Below are 16,630 nucleotides of genomic sequence, written 5' to 3'. Positions count from 1 at the left end.
ACACGTCGTTTGGAGAAGCAATAGGAGGCTAGGATGGCCGAAGCACAGGACAAGACCGCAAAGCTTTACCGGATGGTGATGGAGCAGCACCTCTGTCCCTTCGGGTTGAAGTCCAAAGACCTGCTGGAGCGGCAGGGCTATCACGTCGAAGATCACCACCTGACGACGCGCGAAGAGACCGACGCCTTCATGGCAAAAGAGGGTGTGGACACCACGCCGCAGACCTTTATCGATGGTGAGCGGATAGGCGGCTACGACGATCTGCGTGTGCATTTCGGTCTGGACAAGCCCAAGGAAGAGCAGTCGGACACCAGCTATCAGCCCGTCATCGCCATTTTTGGCGTGGCCTTTCTGATGGCATTGGGCCTTTCTTGGTACGCCTTTGGCAGCATCTTCACCCTGCGGGCATTTGAATGGTTCATCTCGATCTCGATGTGTTTCCTTGCCGTACAGAAGTTGCAGGACATCGAGAGCTTTTCGACGATGTTTTTGAACTACGACCTGCTGGCGCAGCGTTGGGTGCCCTATGGCAAGGTCTACCCCTTTGGCGAGGCGCTGGCTGGTATCCTGATGACAGCCGGTGCGCTGACATGGCTGTCGGCCCCCGTCGCGATTGTCATCGGCGCGATCGGCGCGGTGTCGGTGATCAAGGCGGTCTATGTCGACAAACGCGAGTTGAAATGCGCCTGTGTGGGCGGCTCAAGCAATGTGCCGCTCGGGTTCGTCTCGCTTACCGAGAACGTCATGATGCTGGGCATGGGGATTTGGATGTTGATCAAGGTCTACGGCTAAGCGGATCGGGGCGGGCCGAGGTTTGGACGTAGGCTGGTATCTGGGGGATATCTGGTCGGGCTGAGAGGATTCGAACCTCCGACCCCCTGCTCCCGAAGCAGGTGCGCTACCAGGCTGCGCTACAGCCCGACCGATGTGCAGCGCATAGCGCAGCGTGGCGTAATTGGCAATTGGTCAGTTGTAGGGATTTTGCGGTGCGGATGGGGATATCGGGCGCAATTGGGGGCGCTGCCCCCCGCAGCCTTTGGCTGCTCCCCCGCGGGTATTTAAGAAAGGATGAAGGGGGAAGGGGCGGGGCGTGAACCCCGCCGCGTTTCTTTAGAGGCTCGCGTCGAGCGCTTTGAGGATCGCGTCGCCCATTTCCTCGGTCGTGATGGGGGTGCCGCCTTCGGGGCCCATCAGATCGGGGGTGCGAGCACCATCGGCCAGTGCCTGTTCGACGGCTTTTTCCAAACGGGCCGCTTCTTCGCCTTGATCGAAGGAGTAGCGGAGCGCCATGGCGAAGCTGAGGATACAGGCGATCGGGTTGGCTTTGCCTTGGCCTGCAATGTCGGGCGCGGAGCCGTGGACGGGCTCGTAGAGGGCTTTGGGGCGGCCTTCGGCATTGGGCGCGCCGAGGCTGGCGGAGGGCAGCATGCCGAGGCTGCCCGTGAGCATGGCGGCGCAGTCGCTGAGGATGTCGCCGAAAAGGTTATCGGTGACGATGACGTCGAATTGTTTGGGGGCTCGGACCAGTTGCATGGCGCCGTTGTCGGCGTACATATGGCTGAGTTCGACATCGGGGTATTCGGCATCGCGGACCCGTTGGGTGACTTCACGCCACAGGATGCCGCTTTCCATGACATTGGCTTTTTCCATGGAGCAGACTTTGTTGCCCCGGCGGCGGGCGAGTTCAAAGGCGGAGCGGGCGACGCGCTCAATCTCGCTTTCGGTGTAGCGCTGCGTGTTGATGCCGACGCGTTCGTTGCCTTCCTCGAAGATGCCGCGCGGTTCGCCGAAGTAGACGCCGGAGGTCAGTTCGCGCACGATCATGATGTCGAGGCCCGCGACGATGTCTTTCTTGAGCGAGGAGAAATCGGCCAGCGCGTCAAAGCATTGTGCCGGGCGCAGGTTGGAGAAGAGGTCCATTTCCTTGCGCAGGCGCAAAAGGCCGCGTTCGGGTTTCACGGAGAAGTCGAGGTCGTCGTATTTCGGGCCGCCGACGGCGCCCAGAAGCACCGCGTCGACTTCAAGGGCGCGGGCCATCGTGTCGTCGTGCAGGGGCGTGCCGTGTTTGTCATAGGCGGCACCGCCGACCAGATCATGCTCTACGTCGAAGGCCAAATCGCGCTTTTCGCCGAACCAATCGATGATGCGCGTGACCTGCGCCATAACCTCGGGGCCGATGCCGTCGCCGGGGAGGATGAGCAAGGATGGGTTGGCCATGGGAAACTCCTGAAAATACGGTTGGAGATTGGGTAGCCTGCGGGTTCCGGAGGGTCAAGATAGCGGCGCGTCAGCGGGTGAGGTCGACCCAGACGAGGGCGTGGCGGCTGGCGTCTTCTCCCTCGGGCCAGATCAGGCCGGCGTCGAGCACCTGCCAGTCGCGGGAGGGCAGGATGTAGTCGACGCGCATCGGGCCGGTTTGCGACCAGTCGACTGTGGGTTGGTCGGGCAGCGGGTCTTGTATGGATGGGTGGGCCAGCAGGGCGGCAATGGCCTCGCCGCGCCCGTCACCGCGGATCGGGTCGAGGTTGGCATCGCCAAGGAGGATGAAGGGATGTGTAGGCGGGGTGCCGATGTTTCCGGCAAGGTGGTGAGACCAGAAGGCTGTTTCGTCGTGATTGCGGCGGCCATTGCGGTCTTCGGGGCCGTCGAAAACGGGCGGGGTGGCGTGGTAGGTTAGCAGGGTGATTAGGCCGTCGGGCAGTTTGACGGGCAGGGACCAGTGGCTGTTGGACGACAGACGTTGCGTGGCGTGGGCTTCGGCTCCGCCGAAGGGGGTGCCGTCGATCATCGGGTAGAGCGTGCCGGGGAGGTCGCGCCAGAGGAGGGGGCTGAAGTCCTGAAGGTTTTTTGTCTGAAGGGGATGGCGTGAGAGGATCGCCATGGCGCCTTGGCCGAAGAAGCGGCCGTAGCCCTGGGCGTCGCGGGGGCCACCGCGTTTGCCGTCTGCGTCGAGGTCCGCGCCGCTTTGACGGCCTGCATTGGGGGGCGCGGCGAAACGGTGGGAGTAGGGCGCGCCTGCGGCGGTGAGGGCGTCGGCAAGAGCGTTGAGGGCGCTGCGTTCGAGGTCATAGTCGATGCCTTGGAGGGCGATGATATCGGGATTGGCGGCGGCGATGGTTTGCACCACCGAAGCGATGCTTGGGTCATCGCCGCGCAGGATGTCGCGCAGGAGCAAACCCGGCCCTTTGCGTGATAATTCGGTGTTGAAGGTGGCGATGCGCAGCGGCTCGGCCTGCGCGAAACCGGCCAGCAGGAGAAATGCCAGCAGCAGGCGGATCAGGCGGCCTGCATATGCGCTTCGGCGTAGGCGCGGCGGCGTTTGTCGTGGATCATCTCGGCCACGCGCCCCATGGCGATGCCCCGCATGATCATACTGGCCGGAAGGAATGCCCATGCGCTTATCGTCCAGATCATGGTTTGCGGATTGCTCAGTGAGATCGGATCTAGCAGATCGGCAGTGGCTTTGACCACTGCGGGGATGATGAAGGGCAACAAGAACCCAAGCGCGATGTTGATCCGTGCATCGCGTTGCAGACGGTAAAGCACGTCGCCCCCGGCGGTTGGGTCAAAGAGCGGCAGATTCACCCAGACGTTAAAGGCGCCTTGACGGGCGGGCCAGCCCATGACCCGCACCAGCACCACGAAGGTCGCCAATGCGATCAGCGAAACGAGGTAGGCCAGTCCCGCTGCCGTGCGGATCAGATTGACCGCCTCATAGGGGGCATCGGCGGGCATCATCAGCACCACCAGCCGCACCGGAGAATAAGGGAAATCAAGCGCGTTGCCCAAGATCACGCCGAGCGAGGTCAGTGCGCCTGTCAGCAGGGTGGGTGCCGCTTGGCCCCGCGCAATGAGGGACAGCACGAGGATCGTGAACAGCAGGCTGATGAACCGCAGCCGATTGAAGGGCGGCGCATCGCGAAATTCGACGATGCTCGGTTGGCGCGAGTTGTATTCCATGAAGGTCAGGATCGACGCGATACAGGCAAGGAGCACGGTGATCTGGCTCGATTCCGCTTCGGCACCCGGCAAAAGGAGCGCAGGTGTGGCTATCAATAGCGCCACCAATAGGCCACGCGTCGCCGCGCCTGTCATTCGTCCGATCACTGTTCTGCCCTTCCAAACTGGCCAGACGCGATACATTGCCGCGTGCTTGTCCCAACTTGATGGCCCCGATTGCTGGGCCTTGCCTCATTCTTGTCCAATTTTTGCCTTCTTTCCGCGCGCGCCTCAAGGCTCCGCATGGAGAAGAGCAGGATTCTGGGGTATTTTGAGGGAAAGGGTGGTGCGTTCTTGCATCAATTCCATGGCAGGTTGATGGCAGGCCGCAACATCTTGTGGGCGCTGGATTTACGCCCACAAGTTGAGTTTAGAAGTGGGCCTTAGACCCAAGGTCGGCTCTGGTTGAGCGAATCCTCATAAGTATCGATCGCCGTGCCCTTTTCGAGCGTCAGGCCGATGTCATCCAAGCCGTTGAGCAGGCAATGTTTTTTGAAAGCGTCCACTTCGAAGGGGAATTTCTCACCGTCGGAGGTCGTTACGGTCTGACCTTCGAGATCGATGGTCATCCGCGCATTGGATCCTTTTTCGGCATCCTTCATCAGCAAATCGACCTGTTCTTGCGGCAAGGCGATGGGCAGGATGCCGTTCTTGAAGCAGTTGTTGTGAAAGATATCGGCAAAGCTGGGCGCGATGACGCAGCGGATGCCGAAATCTTTGATCGCCCAGGGCGCATGTTCGCGCGAGGAGCCGCAGCCGAAGTTGTCGCCCGCCACGAGGATTTGCGCATCGCGGTACTGGGGCTGGTTCAGCACGAAATCGGGGATTTCGTTGCCTTCGCGGTCATAGCGCATTTCGTCGAACAGGTTCACACCAAGGCCAGAGCGTTTGATCGTTTTGAGAAAGACTTTGGGGATGATCATGTCGGTGTCGATGTTCACCAGCGGCATGGGAGCCGCGGTGCCGGTGATTTCTGTAAACTTTTCCATCGGGGTATCCTTCGGAGAGTGCGGGAACCGCGCTGCTGAGCGGCGCGTTCTAAGCAAATGGAGTATTAGGAGGGCATGGCATGTCGTACCAAACCGGCACGAAAGTGGAGTGGGACTGGGGCAATGGCACCGGGACCGGTAAGATCGTCAAGAAATACACGCAGAAGATCAAGCTGAAGCTGCAGGGCAGCGAGGTGACCCGCAAAGCGAGTGATGACGAACCGGCCTATAAGATCGAGCAGGACGACGGCAGCGAAGTGCTGAAGTCTGGCAGCGAGCTGCGCAAGGCCGACTGAGCTCTGCGCAACGCGCCCGGTATCCACTCCCCGGTCGATCACGCCAATTCGCGCACGTCGGTCAGATGGCCAGTGAGAGCAGCCGCCGCGGCCATGCCGGGCGACACGAGATGCGTGCGCCCTTTATAACCCTGACGCCCCTCAAAGTTCCGGTTCGATGTGGCCGCGCAGCGTTCGCCGGGGGCAAGCTGGTCGGGGTTCATCGCCAGACACATCGAACAGCCCGCAAGACGCCATTCGAAACCGGCCTCGCGGAAGATATCTGCCAGTCCTTCTTCCTCGGCCTGTGCGCGCACAAGGCCCGAGCCGGGCACGACCATGGCGCGCAGACCGTCCTTGATCTTTTTGCCCTTCAGCACCGCAGCGGCGGCGCGCAGGTCTTCGATGCGGCCATTGGTGCAGGACCCGATAAAGACGGTGTCGATCTGGATATCGGTGAGTTTCTGGCCGGGTTTCAGGTCCATATATTCCAGCGCACGTTTCACCGCATCGACCTTGCCGCCTTTGAAGTCTTCGGGCGCGGGCACGGTGGAGGTGATCGGCAGCACGTCCTCGGGCGAGGTGCCCCATGTGACGACCGGCGCGATGTCTTCGCCTTTCAGCGTCACGACCTTGTCCCAATGGGCGTCTTCGTCAGAAAAGAGCGTTTTCCACCAGTCCATCGCCGCTTCCCATTGTGCACCTTTCGGGGCGTGGGGGCGGCCTTTGCAATACTCAAAGGTCTTTTCGTCCGGCGCGATCAGGCCCGCGCGCGCGCCGCCTTCGATCGCCATGTTGCAGACGGTCATGCGGCCTTCCATCGACAGGTCGCGGATCGCTTCGCCGCAATATTCGATGACATAGCCGGTGCCGCCCGCTGTGCCGGTGGCGCCGATGACGGAAAGGGTGATGTCCTTGGCCGTGACGCCGGGGCGCAGCTTGCCGGTGATCTCGACCTTCATGTTCTTGCCCTTGCGCTGGATCAGCGTCTGGGTGGCAAGAACGTGTTCAACCTCTGATGTGCCGATGCCGTGGGCCAGCGCGCCAAAAGCGCCGTGGGTCGCGGTGTGGCTGTCGCCGCAGACGACGGTCATGCCGGGCAGGGTCCAGCCCTGCTCGGGGCCGACGATATGCACGATACCCTGACGGATGTCCGACACCGGGTAGTAATGCACGCCGAACTCGCGGGCGTTCGTGTCCAGCGCGGAGACCTGAATGCGGCTGTCTTCGGTCATGGCAGCGGGGTCTTCGCGGCCTTCGGTGGTCGGCACGTTATGGTCTGGCACGGCGATGGTTTTGTCTGGCGCGCGCACGGTGCGGCCCGACATGCGCAGCCCTTCAAAGGCCTGCGGGCTGGTCACTTCGTGGACGAGGTGACGGTCGATATACAGCAGGCAAGTGCCGTCATCGGCTTCGTGGACGACATGGGCGTCCCAGATTTTATCGTAAAGCGTCTTGGGGGACATGATGGTCCTCTCCCGTGGTTTGGAATGGCTATGGGTGTGGCTGAGAGGGCTGGCTTATAGTCGGGCCAGAACGCTATGCGTCGCGCCGAAAAAGCGTTCGCGCAGACGCGCACGGTCGCAAAGATCAAACACCAGTATCATGGGGCCTTGGATATAGACCCTGAGCGAGTCTCGCAAGGTGGCATCGTGGGGCGGTGTGCGGGGCCGGTCGCGCGGCGGTTCTTGCTCTGACGAAGAGCCTGTGCAACCGTGATCTTCCTGAGTTGCAAAGGCCGTACATGATCCCTGAGTCCCACCCTTTCTCGAACTTCCTTCTTTCGCTTCAGGCTTTGTTCGATGGGGTTCTCGGCTTTGGTGAGAGCGTCCTAAGCCCCGGTTGGCGGCAGAACCAGATTTTGATCTTGCTGGCCTTGGTTGCGCTGGCGTGGATTTTGCATCGGGTCACCGGCGTGATGCTGCAAAACTGGGTCCGCTCGCGCGAAGGGTGGTCCAAGTGGCAGTTGCGGGTGGTGGTGCAGGTCAAGCGGCGGCTGGGGCTGATGTGGTTCGCGCTGCTGGCGGGGCTTTTGTATCAGGTGATGCAGAACGTCACTTGGCCATCGCGGTCTTATCTTATCGGTTTGGCGGCGACTTTGGCGGCGATCTATGTCGGCATCGCCTTTGCCGCGCGTCTGGTGCGCAACCGCCCGCTGCGGCGCATGGTGACATGGGGGCTGTGGATCTATGCCACGCTCTACATGCTGAATGTCGCGGATGATGTGGCGGTGTTTCTGGATGACGTGGCGCTGACGATTGGGGAGTTCCGGCTTTCGGTATTGACCGTCCTGACGGCTTTGGTGGTGGTCGGCGCGTTGCTGACCATGGCGCGGCTTGCCAGCACGACAACTGCTGCGACGATCCGTAAGAACGAAGACATCAGCCCGTCGATGCAGGTGCTGGCGGTGAAGGGCGTGCAGATCCTGCTTTATGGATTGGCGTTCTTTATCGGCGTGCGGGCGGTGGGGATTGATCTGACGGGGCTGGCGGTGCTCTCGGGTGCGATCGGTGTGGGCCTTGGCTTTGGTCTGCAAAAGGTCGTGTCGAACCTCGTCTCGGGCGTGATCATTCTGCTGGATAAGTCGATCAAACCGGGCGACGTGATCAGTCTGGGCGAGACCTTCGGCTGGATCCAAACGCTCGGCGCACGCTATGCCTCTGTGGTCACGCGGGACGGCAAAGAATACCTGATCCCGAACGAAGACCTGATCACTGGCCAAGTGGTGAACTGGTCGCATTCCAATGACTTTGTGCGCCTCGATATCTATTTCGGCACGGCCTATTCGGATGATCCGCATGTGGTGCGCAAGCTGGCGGTCGATGCGGCCAAGGGGGTCGACCGGGTGTTGAGCTACAAGGCGCCAGTCTGTCACATCGTGGGCTTTGGCGATTCGTCGGTGGATTACATCCTGCGCTTCTGGATCAAGGATCCGACCGGCGGGCTGACCAACATTCGCGGCAATGTCTATCTGGCGCTTTGGGATGCGTTCAAGGAAAACGACATTTCCATCCCCTTCCCGCAGCGCGAGGTGAAAGTCATCGAAGACAGTCAGTTGGCGCTCTCAAGGGTGGCGGCGGCCGAGAATTTGCCTGACTAGGCGGGGATTTGCGCCCCGGTTCACGTGGAGCGCATAGGGTCCATTGAAAAATCTGGCCTATATCGCTAAATTAGGGGGGCTCGGCACCGGGGCAAGCGTTCAGCATTGGCGGTGTATTACGAAGGAGGACAATGTCCTGTCTCTTAACGTTGACGCAGCGCAGGCTGCTGACCATGGGGCCGCAATGACTGCCGCCTCGCAAATCGCAACCAGCGACGACCTGCTGGCGCTTATCCTTTCCTCGCTGAATGACGACAAGGCCGAAGACATCGTGCAGATCGATCTGCGCGGCAAAACGGCCATCGGCGACTATATGGTGATCTGCTCGGGCCGCTCCACGCGGCAGGTTTCGGCGATCTCGGAAAAGCTGGCACAGGCCGTCAAAGACGCCACCGGACGTACGTCCAAGATGGAAGGCCGCGAAACAGGCGACTGGGTCTTGATCGACACAGGCGACGTTGTTGTGCATGTCTTCCGCCCCGAAGTGCGTGAGTTCTACCAGCTCGAAAAGATGTGGCTGGGCGGCGAAGACGCGGCTGCGGTCATGCCGCACTGATCCTGCTTTTGCGGGACTAAGCCATGCGGGTACATCTCTGCGCTATGGGCCGGCTTCGCGCCGGTCCCGAAAAAACTCTTGTCGATGATTATCTCACCCGGTTCGACCGGACCGGGCGCGGTCTGGGCCTTGGCCCTGCGCGTGTGGTCGAGATGGAAGATAAGAAAAACGGCGGCATGGCTGCCGAGGCCGTTCTGCTGCGGCGCGCCATCCCCCAAGGGGCGGTGATCTGCGTGTTGGATGAGCGCGGCAAGGTCGAAACCTCCCCCGCTTTCGCCGAACGTCTTGGCACATGGCGTGATGCCGGGCGGGGCGATTTGGCCTTGGTCATCGGCGGGGCGGATGGCATTGATCCCAGTCTCCGAGCCGAGGCGGATCACGCGCTGTCCTTTGGCAAGATGGTCTGGCCGCATATGCTGGTGCGGGTCATGCTGGCCGAACAGCTTTACCGCGCCGCCGCGATTCTATCGGGCGGGCCTTATCACCGGGTCTGAGGCTTAGGGATCAGGGCAGCGGGATCGTCACCAATTCCGGCGACCAGCCACTCACACTGTCGCGCGCCTGAATGCTGACTTCAGTCATCCCATCCGGGATGCGCACGCCCGACAGCGAGCGGGTGAAGGGCTGCTCTTTGGTATGCGGATGCGCCAGATTGCGCGTGCCCAAAGGCTCCCCCTCGGGGTCCAGAATGCGCCAAGCATCAGCATAGTGATCCCAACCGCTGTCGTTGTGGCGGATGGTAACGTCAAATTTCCACAGATCCCCCTGTCGATCGACCGTGACATTCAAAATGTCGGGCGGATCGGCCAAGGCCGGCATGGCAACTGCCAATAGGGAGAGAATGAGGCTGCGTTTGAACATGTGGCACCAATAAAACAACAAACTGAATATAGCGCATTTCGGAAGGGTTCCAAGGCAAGCACAGGGCGGCTCCGCGCAATTCACCGTGAGGCTGCAAATTAGTGGTGCAATTGCACCAAGCGCGCGGCAGTCTGGTCAAACCGGCGGCATAGTCTTTATGCTGCGGGTCAAGAGGAGGGACCGCGATGCAGATGCCAACACCGGATGCCGGGATCATTGCGCGCAAGGCGCGAGTTGTGGCGCGGCTGCGTGCGGCGCTGCCCCGCAATGCCGTCATCGACGACGAGCATGAGACCCGCGCCTATGAATGCGACGCGCTCACGGCCTATAAATGCCCCCCTTTGGCCGTGACCCTTCCGGCCAGCACCCAAGAAGTCTCCGCCGTGCTGCGGATATGTCATGAGGAAGGCGTGCCTGTCGTGCCGCGCGGGTCGGGCACCTCGCTTGCCGGTGGGGCGCTGCCGACCGCCGATAGTGTGGTGCTGGGCGTGGCGCGGATGGCCGAAGTGCTTGAGGTCGATTATGACAACCGCCTGATGCGGGTGCAAACCGGGCGCACCAATCTCAGCGTGACCGGCGCGGTAGAGGAGGATGGCTTTTTCTACGCCCCTGACCCGTCCAGCCAGTTGGCCTGCGCGATCGCGGGCAATATCGCGATGAACTCAGGCGGGGCGCATTGCCTGAAATATGGGGTCACCACGAACAATCTGCTGGGCGTTACGATGGTGATGATGGATGGCGAAGTGGTAGAGATCGGCGGCGGCTATATGGATGCAGGCGGGCTGGACCTTCTGGGGCTGGTCTGCGGCTCCGAAGGTCAGCTGGGCGTGGTGACAGAGGCGACGCTGCGGATTCTGCCCAAGCCCGAAGGCGCGCGGCCCGTGCTGATGGGCTTTGACGATAACGCCGTGGCGGGGGCCTGTGTCAGCGACATCATCAAGGCCGGGGTGCTGCCGGTGGCGATCGAATTCATGGACCGCCCCTGTATCGAGGCAACGGAGGCTTTTGCCCATGCAGGCTACCCGATGTGCGAGGCGCTGCTGATCGTCGAGGTCGAAGGCTCCGACGCCGAGATCGACCACCAGCTTGCCCTGATCACCGAGATCGCCCGCCACCACAACCCGGTGGAACTGCGCGAAAGCACCAGCGCCGAAGAAAGCGCGGCGATCTGGCTGGGGCGCAAATCGGCCTTTGGTGCGATGGGGCAGATCAACGATTACATGTGCCTTGATGGCACGATCCCGGTGAACGAACTGCCAATGGTGCTACGGCGCATTGGCGAGATGTCGGACAGCTATGGCCTTAAAGTCGGCAACGTCTTTCACGCAGGCGACGGCAATATGCACCCGCTGATCCTGTTTGACGCCAACAAACCCGGCGATCTGGAAAAATGCGAAGCCTTCGGCGCGGATATCCTGCGGCTTTGTGTCGAGGCGGGCGGCTGTCTGACCGGAGAGCATGGCGTGGGCATCGAAAAGCGCGATCTGATGCATGTGCAGTATGCTCCGGCGGATCTGGAGGCGCAGTTGGCTGTGAAGGACGTGTTTGATCCGGCGTGGCTGTTGAACCCGGCCAAGGTCTTTCCTTTGGATGTCACGGAAGGGCGGCGCGGCAGCGGCGCATCGGTGGCCGCGTGACGGTAACGACCGAAGCAGAAGTGGTCGAGGCGATCCGAGCCGCGCAGGCGCCCTTGTCCCTGCGGGGCGGCAATACGCGCGGCATGGCCGGGCCGGGGGCGGACCTGTCGCTTGCCGGATTGCGGGGCATCAGCCTCTATGAGCCGGGCGCGCTGACGCTGGTGGCGCAGGCGGGCACGCCGGTCTCCGAGATTGAGACGACACTGGCCGCCGAAGGGCAGCGGCTCGCCTTTGAACCGATGGACCACCGCGCGCTTATGGGCCGCAGCGGCACGCCGTCCATCGGCGGGGTTTTTGCGGCGAACGTTAGCGGCCCGCGGCGGCTTGCCATCGGCGCGGCGCGGGACTTCCTTTTGGGCGTGCGCTTTGTCGATGGGCAGGGGAGCGTTATCAAAAACGGGGGCCGGGTGATGAAGAACGTCACCGGCTATGATCTGGTCAAGCTGATGGCCGGGTCGCGTGGAACATTGGGCGCGCTGACCGAGGTTTCGCTAAAGGTGCTGCCCACCCCGGAAACCAGCGCAACGCTCGTGCTTTCGGGGCTGGACGACGCCGCTGCCATCGCCGCCATGGCGCTGGCCATGCGCAGCCCCTTTGAGGTTACCGGCGCGGCACATGATCCGGCGCAGGGGCTGTCATTTCTGCGGTTGGAGGGGTTTGAGACCTCGGTCTCCTACCGAACGGGGCGGCTGAAGGATTTGCTGGCCGCAACGGGGGCCGAGCTTGAGGTGCTGGGCGCAGAGCCCTCCGCGACCCTTTGGCGCGATTTGCGCGATGTTGCGGCCTTTCATGGGGCGGCGGGGGATGTCTGGCGGGTGCACTGCCGCCCGACTGAGGCATCGGCGCTAGCGGCAAAGGCCGGGGCCGAGGCACATCTTTATGACTGGGCTGGGGGGCTGATCTGGCTGTGCATGGCACCCGGCACAGACCTGCGTGCCCGGTTGGGCCGGTATGACGGTCACGCGACGTTCTTGCGGGCCGAGAGCGCGGCGCAGACGCTGCCCCGGCAGGAACCCGAAGCGCCGGGGGTGGCGCGGTTGACGGCGGGGCTGAGGGCCAAGTTCGACCCGCGCGGCATCTTCAACGCCGAAGCTTTGGCGCTGACCCCATGACATTGGTGCTGGTCTTTCTCATCGTTTTTCTGATTGGCCCGTTTCTGTTCAAGGCGCTGATCTCCGTGCCGCCTTCCCTGCGGGCCGTCCGCACTTTGGGGGCGATGGTCTTGGCCACCTTTCTATTCGCCACCGGCCTGCGCTATGGACTGCTGCGCTATTGGAGCGACAGCCCGTGGTTGCTGGGGGTCATCGCCCTCACCCTCTGGGCCGCTTGGATCGGGGTGATCGCACTGGTCGTCCAAGCACTGCGCCGCGCCGATCCGCGCCCCGCCATGCGCCGGTGGAGCGGGGTTTTGGGGGCCATAGGCACAACGGTGCCGTGGTTCGGCCTTGTCCTCGCCAATCTGATGCGCAGCACATCGTAACGGAGCATCTATGCAAACCACCTTTACCCCCGAGCAACTGCAGGATCCTGACACGCAGCGCAGCAACGACATTCTGCGCGCCTGTGTGCACTGCGGTTTCTGCACGGCGACCTGCCCGACCTATCAGGTCTTGGGCGATGAGTTGGACAGCCCGCGCGGGCGTATCTACCTGATCAAGGACATGCTTGAGAACGACCGCGATCCTGACCCAAAGACGGTCCAGCACATCGACCGCTGCCTGTCCTGTCTTGCCTGTATGACGACCTGCCCCTCGGGCGTGCATTACATGCATCTGGTCGACCACGCCCGCAGCTACATCGAGGAACGGTATAAACGGCCCCTAGGCGAACGCGCGCTGCGTTGGATGCTGGCGCGGATCCTCCCCTATCCGACACGCTTTCGACTGGCGCTTTTGGGGGCCAAGATCGGGCGGCCCTTCGCGCGGCTGATGCCGGACGCCCGGCTGCGCGCCATGCTTGAGATGGCCCCAAAAACGATCCCTCCGGTCAGCCGCAATGACGATCCGCAAAGCTTCCCGGCAAAGGGCAAACCGCTGCGGCGTGTGGCCCTGATGACCGGCTGCGCACAAAAGGCGCTGAACACCGATATCAATGACGCGACGATCCGGTTGCTGACCCGCGCGGGTTGCGAGGTGGTGGTGGCCGAAGGCGCGGGCTGTTGCGGCGCTCTGACGCATCACATGGGCAAGACCGATGAAAGCCACGCCCATGCCGCGCGCAATATCCGGGCATGGCGTGCTGAGATGGATGGCGGGGGGCTGGATGCCATCGTGATCAACACCTCGGGCTGTGGCACCACGGTCAAGGACTACGGCCATATGTTCCGCAATGACCCGCTGGCCGCGGATGCAGCGCGGATCTCGGCCTTGGCAAAGGATGTGACAGAGCTGCTCGCGGATCTAGACCTGCCTTTTGTCGAACCGGCTGAGCCGGGCATGGTCGTCGCCTATCATGCGGCTTGCTCGCTGCAACACGGCCAGCAGATCAAGGCCACACCAAAGACGCTGCTGAAACAGGCCGGTTTCACGGTGGTGGAACCGGCGGACAGTCACCTCTGCTGCGGGTCGGCGGGCACCTATAATCTGATGCAGCCCGAGATTTCGGCGCAGTTGAAAGAGCGCAAGATCAAGACGCTAGAGGCGAAATCCCCAGACGTCATCGCGGCGGGCAATATCGGGTGCATGATGCAGATCGGCTCGGGCACCGGGGTGCCGGTGGTGCATAGCGTCGAACTGCTGGATTGGGCCTGCGGCGGGCCGAAACCACCCGCGCTCAGCCGTGATCCCGATGCGCCCGCGCAGGTGCCGCGTTTGCGTTAAGCCTGCGCCGTATTTTCGCCGCAACTCCCCTATATCCGCCAAAGTGGACATGGTTTTGAGGTGCATTTTGCGACAATTGTTGGCGGCTATTCTCGGCGTATTTACCCTCGCCACGGCGGCGCTGGCCCAAGACAGTGCGCTCAAGGCGCTCGACAACGGTGTGGACGCCGCTGCTTGGGAAGCCGTGGGCCGTCTCGACATCGGCGGCACCGGGTTTTGCACCGGCACGTTGATCGCTCCGCGTCTGGTGCTGACCGCCGCGCATTGCCTGTTTGACCGCGAAACCAAGGCCCGGATCGACCATGGCGAGGTGCAATTCCTTGCCGGATGGCGCAATGGCCGCGCCGGGGCCTACCGCGATATCCGCCGCGCCGTGGTGCATCCCGACTACGTCTATGATGGTGAGGTCTCCTCGGGCCGGGTGCGCAATGATCTGGCGCTCTTGGAACTCTCTCGCCCGATCCGCAACACCACGATCCGCCCCTTTGGCACCGCCGCGCGCCCGCGTCCCGGCGACAGTGTGGGTGTGGTCAGCTATGCCCGCGACCGGGCCGAGGCGCCGTCCCTGCAAGAGGTCTGCAAGGTGCTGGCCCAGCAGGAGGGGGTACTGGTGACCTCCTGCGCGGTCGATTTCGGCTCCAGCGGCGCGCCGATCTTTAGCATTGTCGCGGGCGAGGCGCATATCGTCTCGGTTGTTTCGGCCAAGGCCGAGGTCGAAGGCACGCAGGTCTCTCTCGGCACCGCTTTGGGCGCGCCCTTGGCGCTGCTGCAAGCGGAACTGGTGGCGGGCAAAGGTGTGTTTCTGGATTCCAACCCCGCAGGCAAGCGCATCCGGGTCGGAGAAGAGCGCGGCACCGGTGCGAAATTCATCCGGCCTTAAATCTGCGACCCAAGACTTGAAAGCGCGCAGAACCCATCCCACATGAGCTTTGCCGAGGTGCCTCAATAGGGCTTCGGCGTTTAAAAACGCGGGCCTGTCCAATGGTGGAAGGCCCGATATGTCAATCGCTCACTGATGAGGATGAACACATGCGTACGTTTGATTTCGCACCCCTTTACCGCTCCAGCGTTGGTTTCGACCAGATCGCCAATATGATGGACCGGGTTCTGACAAATGATGGGGCCACCCCCAGCTATCCCCCGTATAATATCGAAAAGCTCGATAACGATGCCTACCGCATTTCTATCGCCGTGGCTGGTTTCTCTGACAGCGACCTGAGCGTCGAAGTCCGGGAGAAAGCGCTGATCGTCTCGGCCCGCAAGGCGGATGAGGATGAGGCCAAGTCCTACCTGCACCGTGGCATCGCCACCCGCGCCTTTGAACGCCGCTTCCATTTGGCGGACCACGTTCAGGTGATCGGCGCGGCCCATGCCAATGGCATGTTGCATATCGAGCTTGAGCGTCAGGTGCCTGAGGCCCTGAAACCACGCCAGATCGCCATCTCTTCCGAGGTGAAGTCGATCGACAAAGACGTGGTTGACGCCAAATCCGTGAACTAAGCACGGTTCCGTTCCGAGCTTTTTGAAGGCCCGCTATCCGGCGGGCCTTTTTTTGTTGGCTGTGGCGCGTGAGGGGGCCCCTTCGTGGGAGAATATCTGCCGAGGGTGCGGCGCGAAAACGGCGGCTTTCTGCTGCGCAGCAGGGCGGGGGAAACCATGCGAAAGCTGTCGGGTTGAGTGGGGGACCGGGCAGGCGTGCCCGGGCAACAGCGTGCAGAGTACCGCACGCGCAATGAAAGGAAGAACCATGATTAACTATGCAAATTCCCTACGCAAGCTGACCCTGACGACGGCTGTCGCCGCCCTTATGGCTGCCCCAGTTGCCGCACAAACGCTGGACGCCGGTGTCGGCACCGATGCGACCGCCGATCTGGCGGGCACAGAGCTGGACACCACAGCCGGGGCCGAGGTGAATGGCACTTTGACCACCGAACAGGCCATCGACCAAACCGCGACCTCGGGCATTGATGCGGATGCCGATATTGCACTGGATGGAAGCACCGTGGCCGTCGCGTCGGACGACACTGTCATCGGCACGATTTCCAATGCGGAACCACAGGCCGATGGCTCTGTGCGCTATTCCATCGATCTGGCCAATGATTTCGCCGCCGATAGCGACCGCGCAGTCGTGCAGATCGACCAAGATGTCGACGCCGAAGGCCAGTTGCTCATTGGCATGACAGGCGAAGAATTCGCCGCAGCCCTGTCCCAGCAAATGAATGCGGGCAGCGCGGCGCAGACCCGGACCAACTAAGACGGGTCACTCCCAGGGCGTTTCTCTCCCCCGCCCGGAAGCCGGCAGCACGAAAGTGCTGTCGGCTTTTTTGCGTTCGGGGGTCGGGGGTCGGGGGTTTGACGGCTTGCAAATGTCTTGGGCGGAGGGTACTGCGCAAT

The 16,630-nt window shown here is 62.2% G+C and carries 18 protein-coding genes and 1 tRNA gene; 12 read left to right on the top strand and 7 right to left on the bottom strand.

Features of this window, described 5'->3' with window-relative positions; translation table 11 throughout:
* Positions 1-33: 33 nt before the first annotated feature.
* Complete coding sequence (locus J3456_RS10500; RefSeq protein ID WP_349580205.1) at positions 34-792, top strand: MauE/DoxX family redox-associated membrane protein; 759 nt, start codon at positions 34-36, stop codon at positions 790-792.
* Between the two features lie 52 nt (positions 793-844).
* Here J3456_RS10500 and J3456_RS10495 read toward each other — a convergent pair.
* The 5 genes from J3456_RS10495 to leuD form a co-directional block, all read right to left on the bottom strand.
* Positions 845-921: transfer RNA gene (locus J3456_RS10495), tRNA-Pro, on the bottom strand.
* 189 nt (positions 922-1,110) lie between these two features.
* A complete protein-coding gene (leuB, locus tag J3456_RS10490; protein WP_259947081.1) occupies positions 1,111-2,217 on the bottom strand; it encodes a 3-isopropylmalate dehydrogenase in 1,107 nt (368 codons plus the stop codon).
* A gap of 70 nt (positions 2,218-2,287) precedes the next feature.
* Positions 2,288-3,394, bottom strand: a complete 1,107-nt coding sequence (locus J3456_RS10485) for an endonuclease/exonuclease/phosphatase family protein (RefSeq protein WP_349580204.1) — start codon at positions 3,392-3,394, stop codon at positions 2,288-2,290.
* The gene (locus J3456_RS10480) at positions 3,277-4,107 is read right to left on the bottom strand and encodes a hypothetical protein (RefSeq protein WP_349580203.1); all 831 of its coding nucleotides are present in this window, start codon (positions 4,105-4,107) and stop codon (positions 3,277-3,279) included. The genes J3456_RS10485 and J3456_RS10480 overlap by 118 nt, the downstream gene beginning before the upstream one ends.
* Positions 4,108-4,382: 275 nt before the next feature.
* Entirely contained in the window at positions 4,383-4,988 is a 606-nt protein-coding gene (gene leuD / locus J3456_RS10475; protein WP_349580202.1) for a 3-isopropylmalate dehydratase small subunit, read from the bottom strand.
* A gap of 80 nt (positions 4,989-5,068) precedes the next feature.
* Between leuD and J3456_RS10470 the strand changes: the two genes are divergently transcribed.
* Positions 5,069-5,284 carry a hypervirulence associated TUDOR domain-containing protein gene (locus J3456_RS10470; RefSeq protein WP_349580201.1) on the top strand — a complete coding sequence of 72 codons (216 nt, stop codon included), beginning with the start codon at positions 5,069-5,071 and terminating at the stop codon, positions 5,282-5,284.
* Between the two features lie 38 nt (positions 5,285-5,322).
* Here J3456_RS10470 and leuC read toward each other — a convergent pair whose 3' ends face one another.
* On the bottom strand, positions 5,323-6,729 hold the full coding sequence (gene leuC / locus J3456_RS10465; RefSeq protein WP_349580200.1) for a 3-isopropylmalate dehydratase large subunit: 1,407 nt from the start codon (positions 6,727-6,729) through the stop codon (positions 5,323-5,325).
* A 278-nt stretch (positions 6,730-7,007) separates the two neighbouring features.
* On the opposite strand from leuC, the gene J3456_RS10460 reads away from it, so the two are divergent.
* The 3 genes from J3456_RS10460 to rlmH all read left to right on the top strand — a co-directional run bounded on the left by J3456_RS10460 (position 7,008) and on the right by rlmH (position 9,413).
* Positions 7,008-8,363, top strand: coding sequence for a mechanosensitive ion channel family protein (locus J3456_RS10460; RefSeq protein WP_120349938.1), 1,356 nt, complete (start codon positions 7,008-7,010; stop codon positions 8,361-8,363).
* A gap of 184 nt (positions 8,364-8,547) precedes the next feature.
* Positions 8,548-8,919: a ribosome silencing factor gene (rsfS, locus tag J3456_RS10455; RefSeq protein WP_067631153.1), complete on the top strand. Its 372-nt coding sequence runs from the start codon at positions 8,548-8,550 to the stop codon at positions 8,917-8,919.
* Between the two features lie 23 nt (positions 8,920-8,942).
* Complete coding sequence (gene rlmH / locus J3456_RS10450) at positions 8,943-9,413, top strand: 23S rRNA (pseudouridine(1915)-N(3))-methyltransferase RlmH (protein ID WP_349580199.1); 471 nt, start codon at positions 8,943-8,945, stop codon at positions 9,411-9,413.
* A 10-nt stretch (positions 9,414-9,423) separates the two neighbouring features.
* Here rlmH and J3456_RS10445 read toward each other — a convergent pair whose 3' ends face one another.
* Entirely contained in the window at positions 9,424-9,780 is a 357-nt protein-coding gene (locus tag J3456_RS10445) for a hypothetical protein (protein WP_349580198.1), read from the bottom strand.
* Between the two features lie 185 nt (positions 9,781-9,965).
* Between J3456_RS10445 and J3456_RS10440 the strand changes: the two genes are divergently transcribed.
* The 7 genes from J3456_RS10440 (at position 9,966) to J3456_RS10410 (ending at position 16,490) form a co-directional block, all read left to right on the top strand.
* Positions 9,966-11,417 carry an FAD-linked oxidase C-terminal domain-containing protein gene (locus J3456_RS10440; RefSeq protein WP_349580197.1) on the top strand — a complete coding sequence of 484 codons (1,452 nt, stop codon included), beginning with the start codon at positions 9,966-9,968 and terminating at the stop codon, positions 11,415-11,417.
* On the top strand, positions 11,414-12,529 hold the full coding sequence (locus J3456_RS10435; protein WP_349580196.1) for an FAD-binding protein: 1,116 nt from the start codon (positions 11,414-11,416) through the stop codon (positions 12,527-12,529). Before J3456_RS10440 ends, J3456_RS10435 begins: the two co-directional genes overlap by 4 nt.
* Positions 12,526-12,897: a hypothetical protein gene (locus tag J3456_RS10430; RefSeq protein WP_349580195.1), complete on the top strand. Its 372-nt coding sequence runs from the start codon at positions 12,526-12,528 to the stop codon at positions 12,895-12,897. The genes J3456_RS10435 and J3456_RS10430 overlap by 4 nt, the downstream gene beginning before the upstream one ends.
* Before the next feature lie 10 nt (positions 12,898-12,907).
* Positions 12,908-14,236, top strand: a complete 1,329-nt coding sequence (gene glcF, locus J3456_RS10425; RefSeq protein WP_349580194.1) for a glycolate oxidase subunit GlcF — start codon at positions 12,908-12,910, stop codon at positions 14,234-14,236.
* Between the two features lie 49 nt (positions 14,237-14,285).
* On the top strand, positions 14,286-15,116 hold the full coding sequence (locus J3456_RS10420; protein ID WP_120349946.1) for a trypsin-like serine peptidase: 831 nt from the start codon (positions 14,286-14,288) through the stop codon (positions 15,114-15,116).
* 149 nt (positions 15,117-15,265) lie between these two features.
* The gene (locus tag J3456_RS10415; protein ID WP_349580192.1) at positions 15,266-15,736 is read left to right on the top strand and encodes an Hsp20 family protein; all 471 of its coding nucleotides are present in this window, start codon (positions 15,266-15,268) and stop codon (positions 15,734-15,736) included.
* A 247-nt stretch (positions 15,737-15,983) separates the two neighbouring features.
* Positions 15,984-16,490 carry a hypothetical protein gene (locus J3456_RS10410; RefSeq protein ID WP_349580191.1) on the top strand — a complete coding sequence of 169 codons (507 nt, stop codon included), beginning with the start codon at positions 15,984-15,986 and terminating at the stop codon, positions 16,488-16,490.
* The last annotated feature ends 140 nt before the right edge of the window (positions 16,491-16,630 follow it).

It is taken from the genome of Sulfitobacter sp. NFXS29 (genome assembly GCF_040148765.1).
Classification (GTDB): Bacteria; Pseudomonadota; Alphaproteobacteria; order Rhodobacterales; family Rhodobacteraceae; genus Sulfitobacter.
The sequence above is the reverse complement of the archived record's forward strand: the minus strand, read 5'-3'. Positions and strand labels throughout refer to the sequence as shown.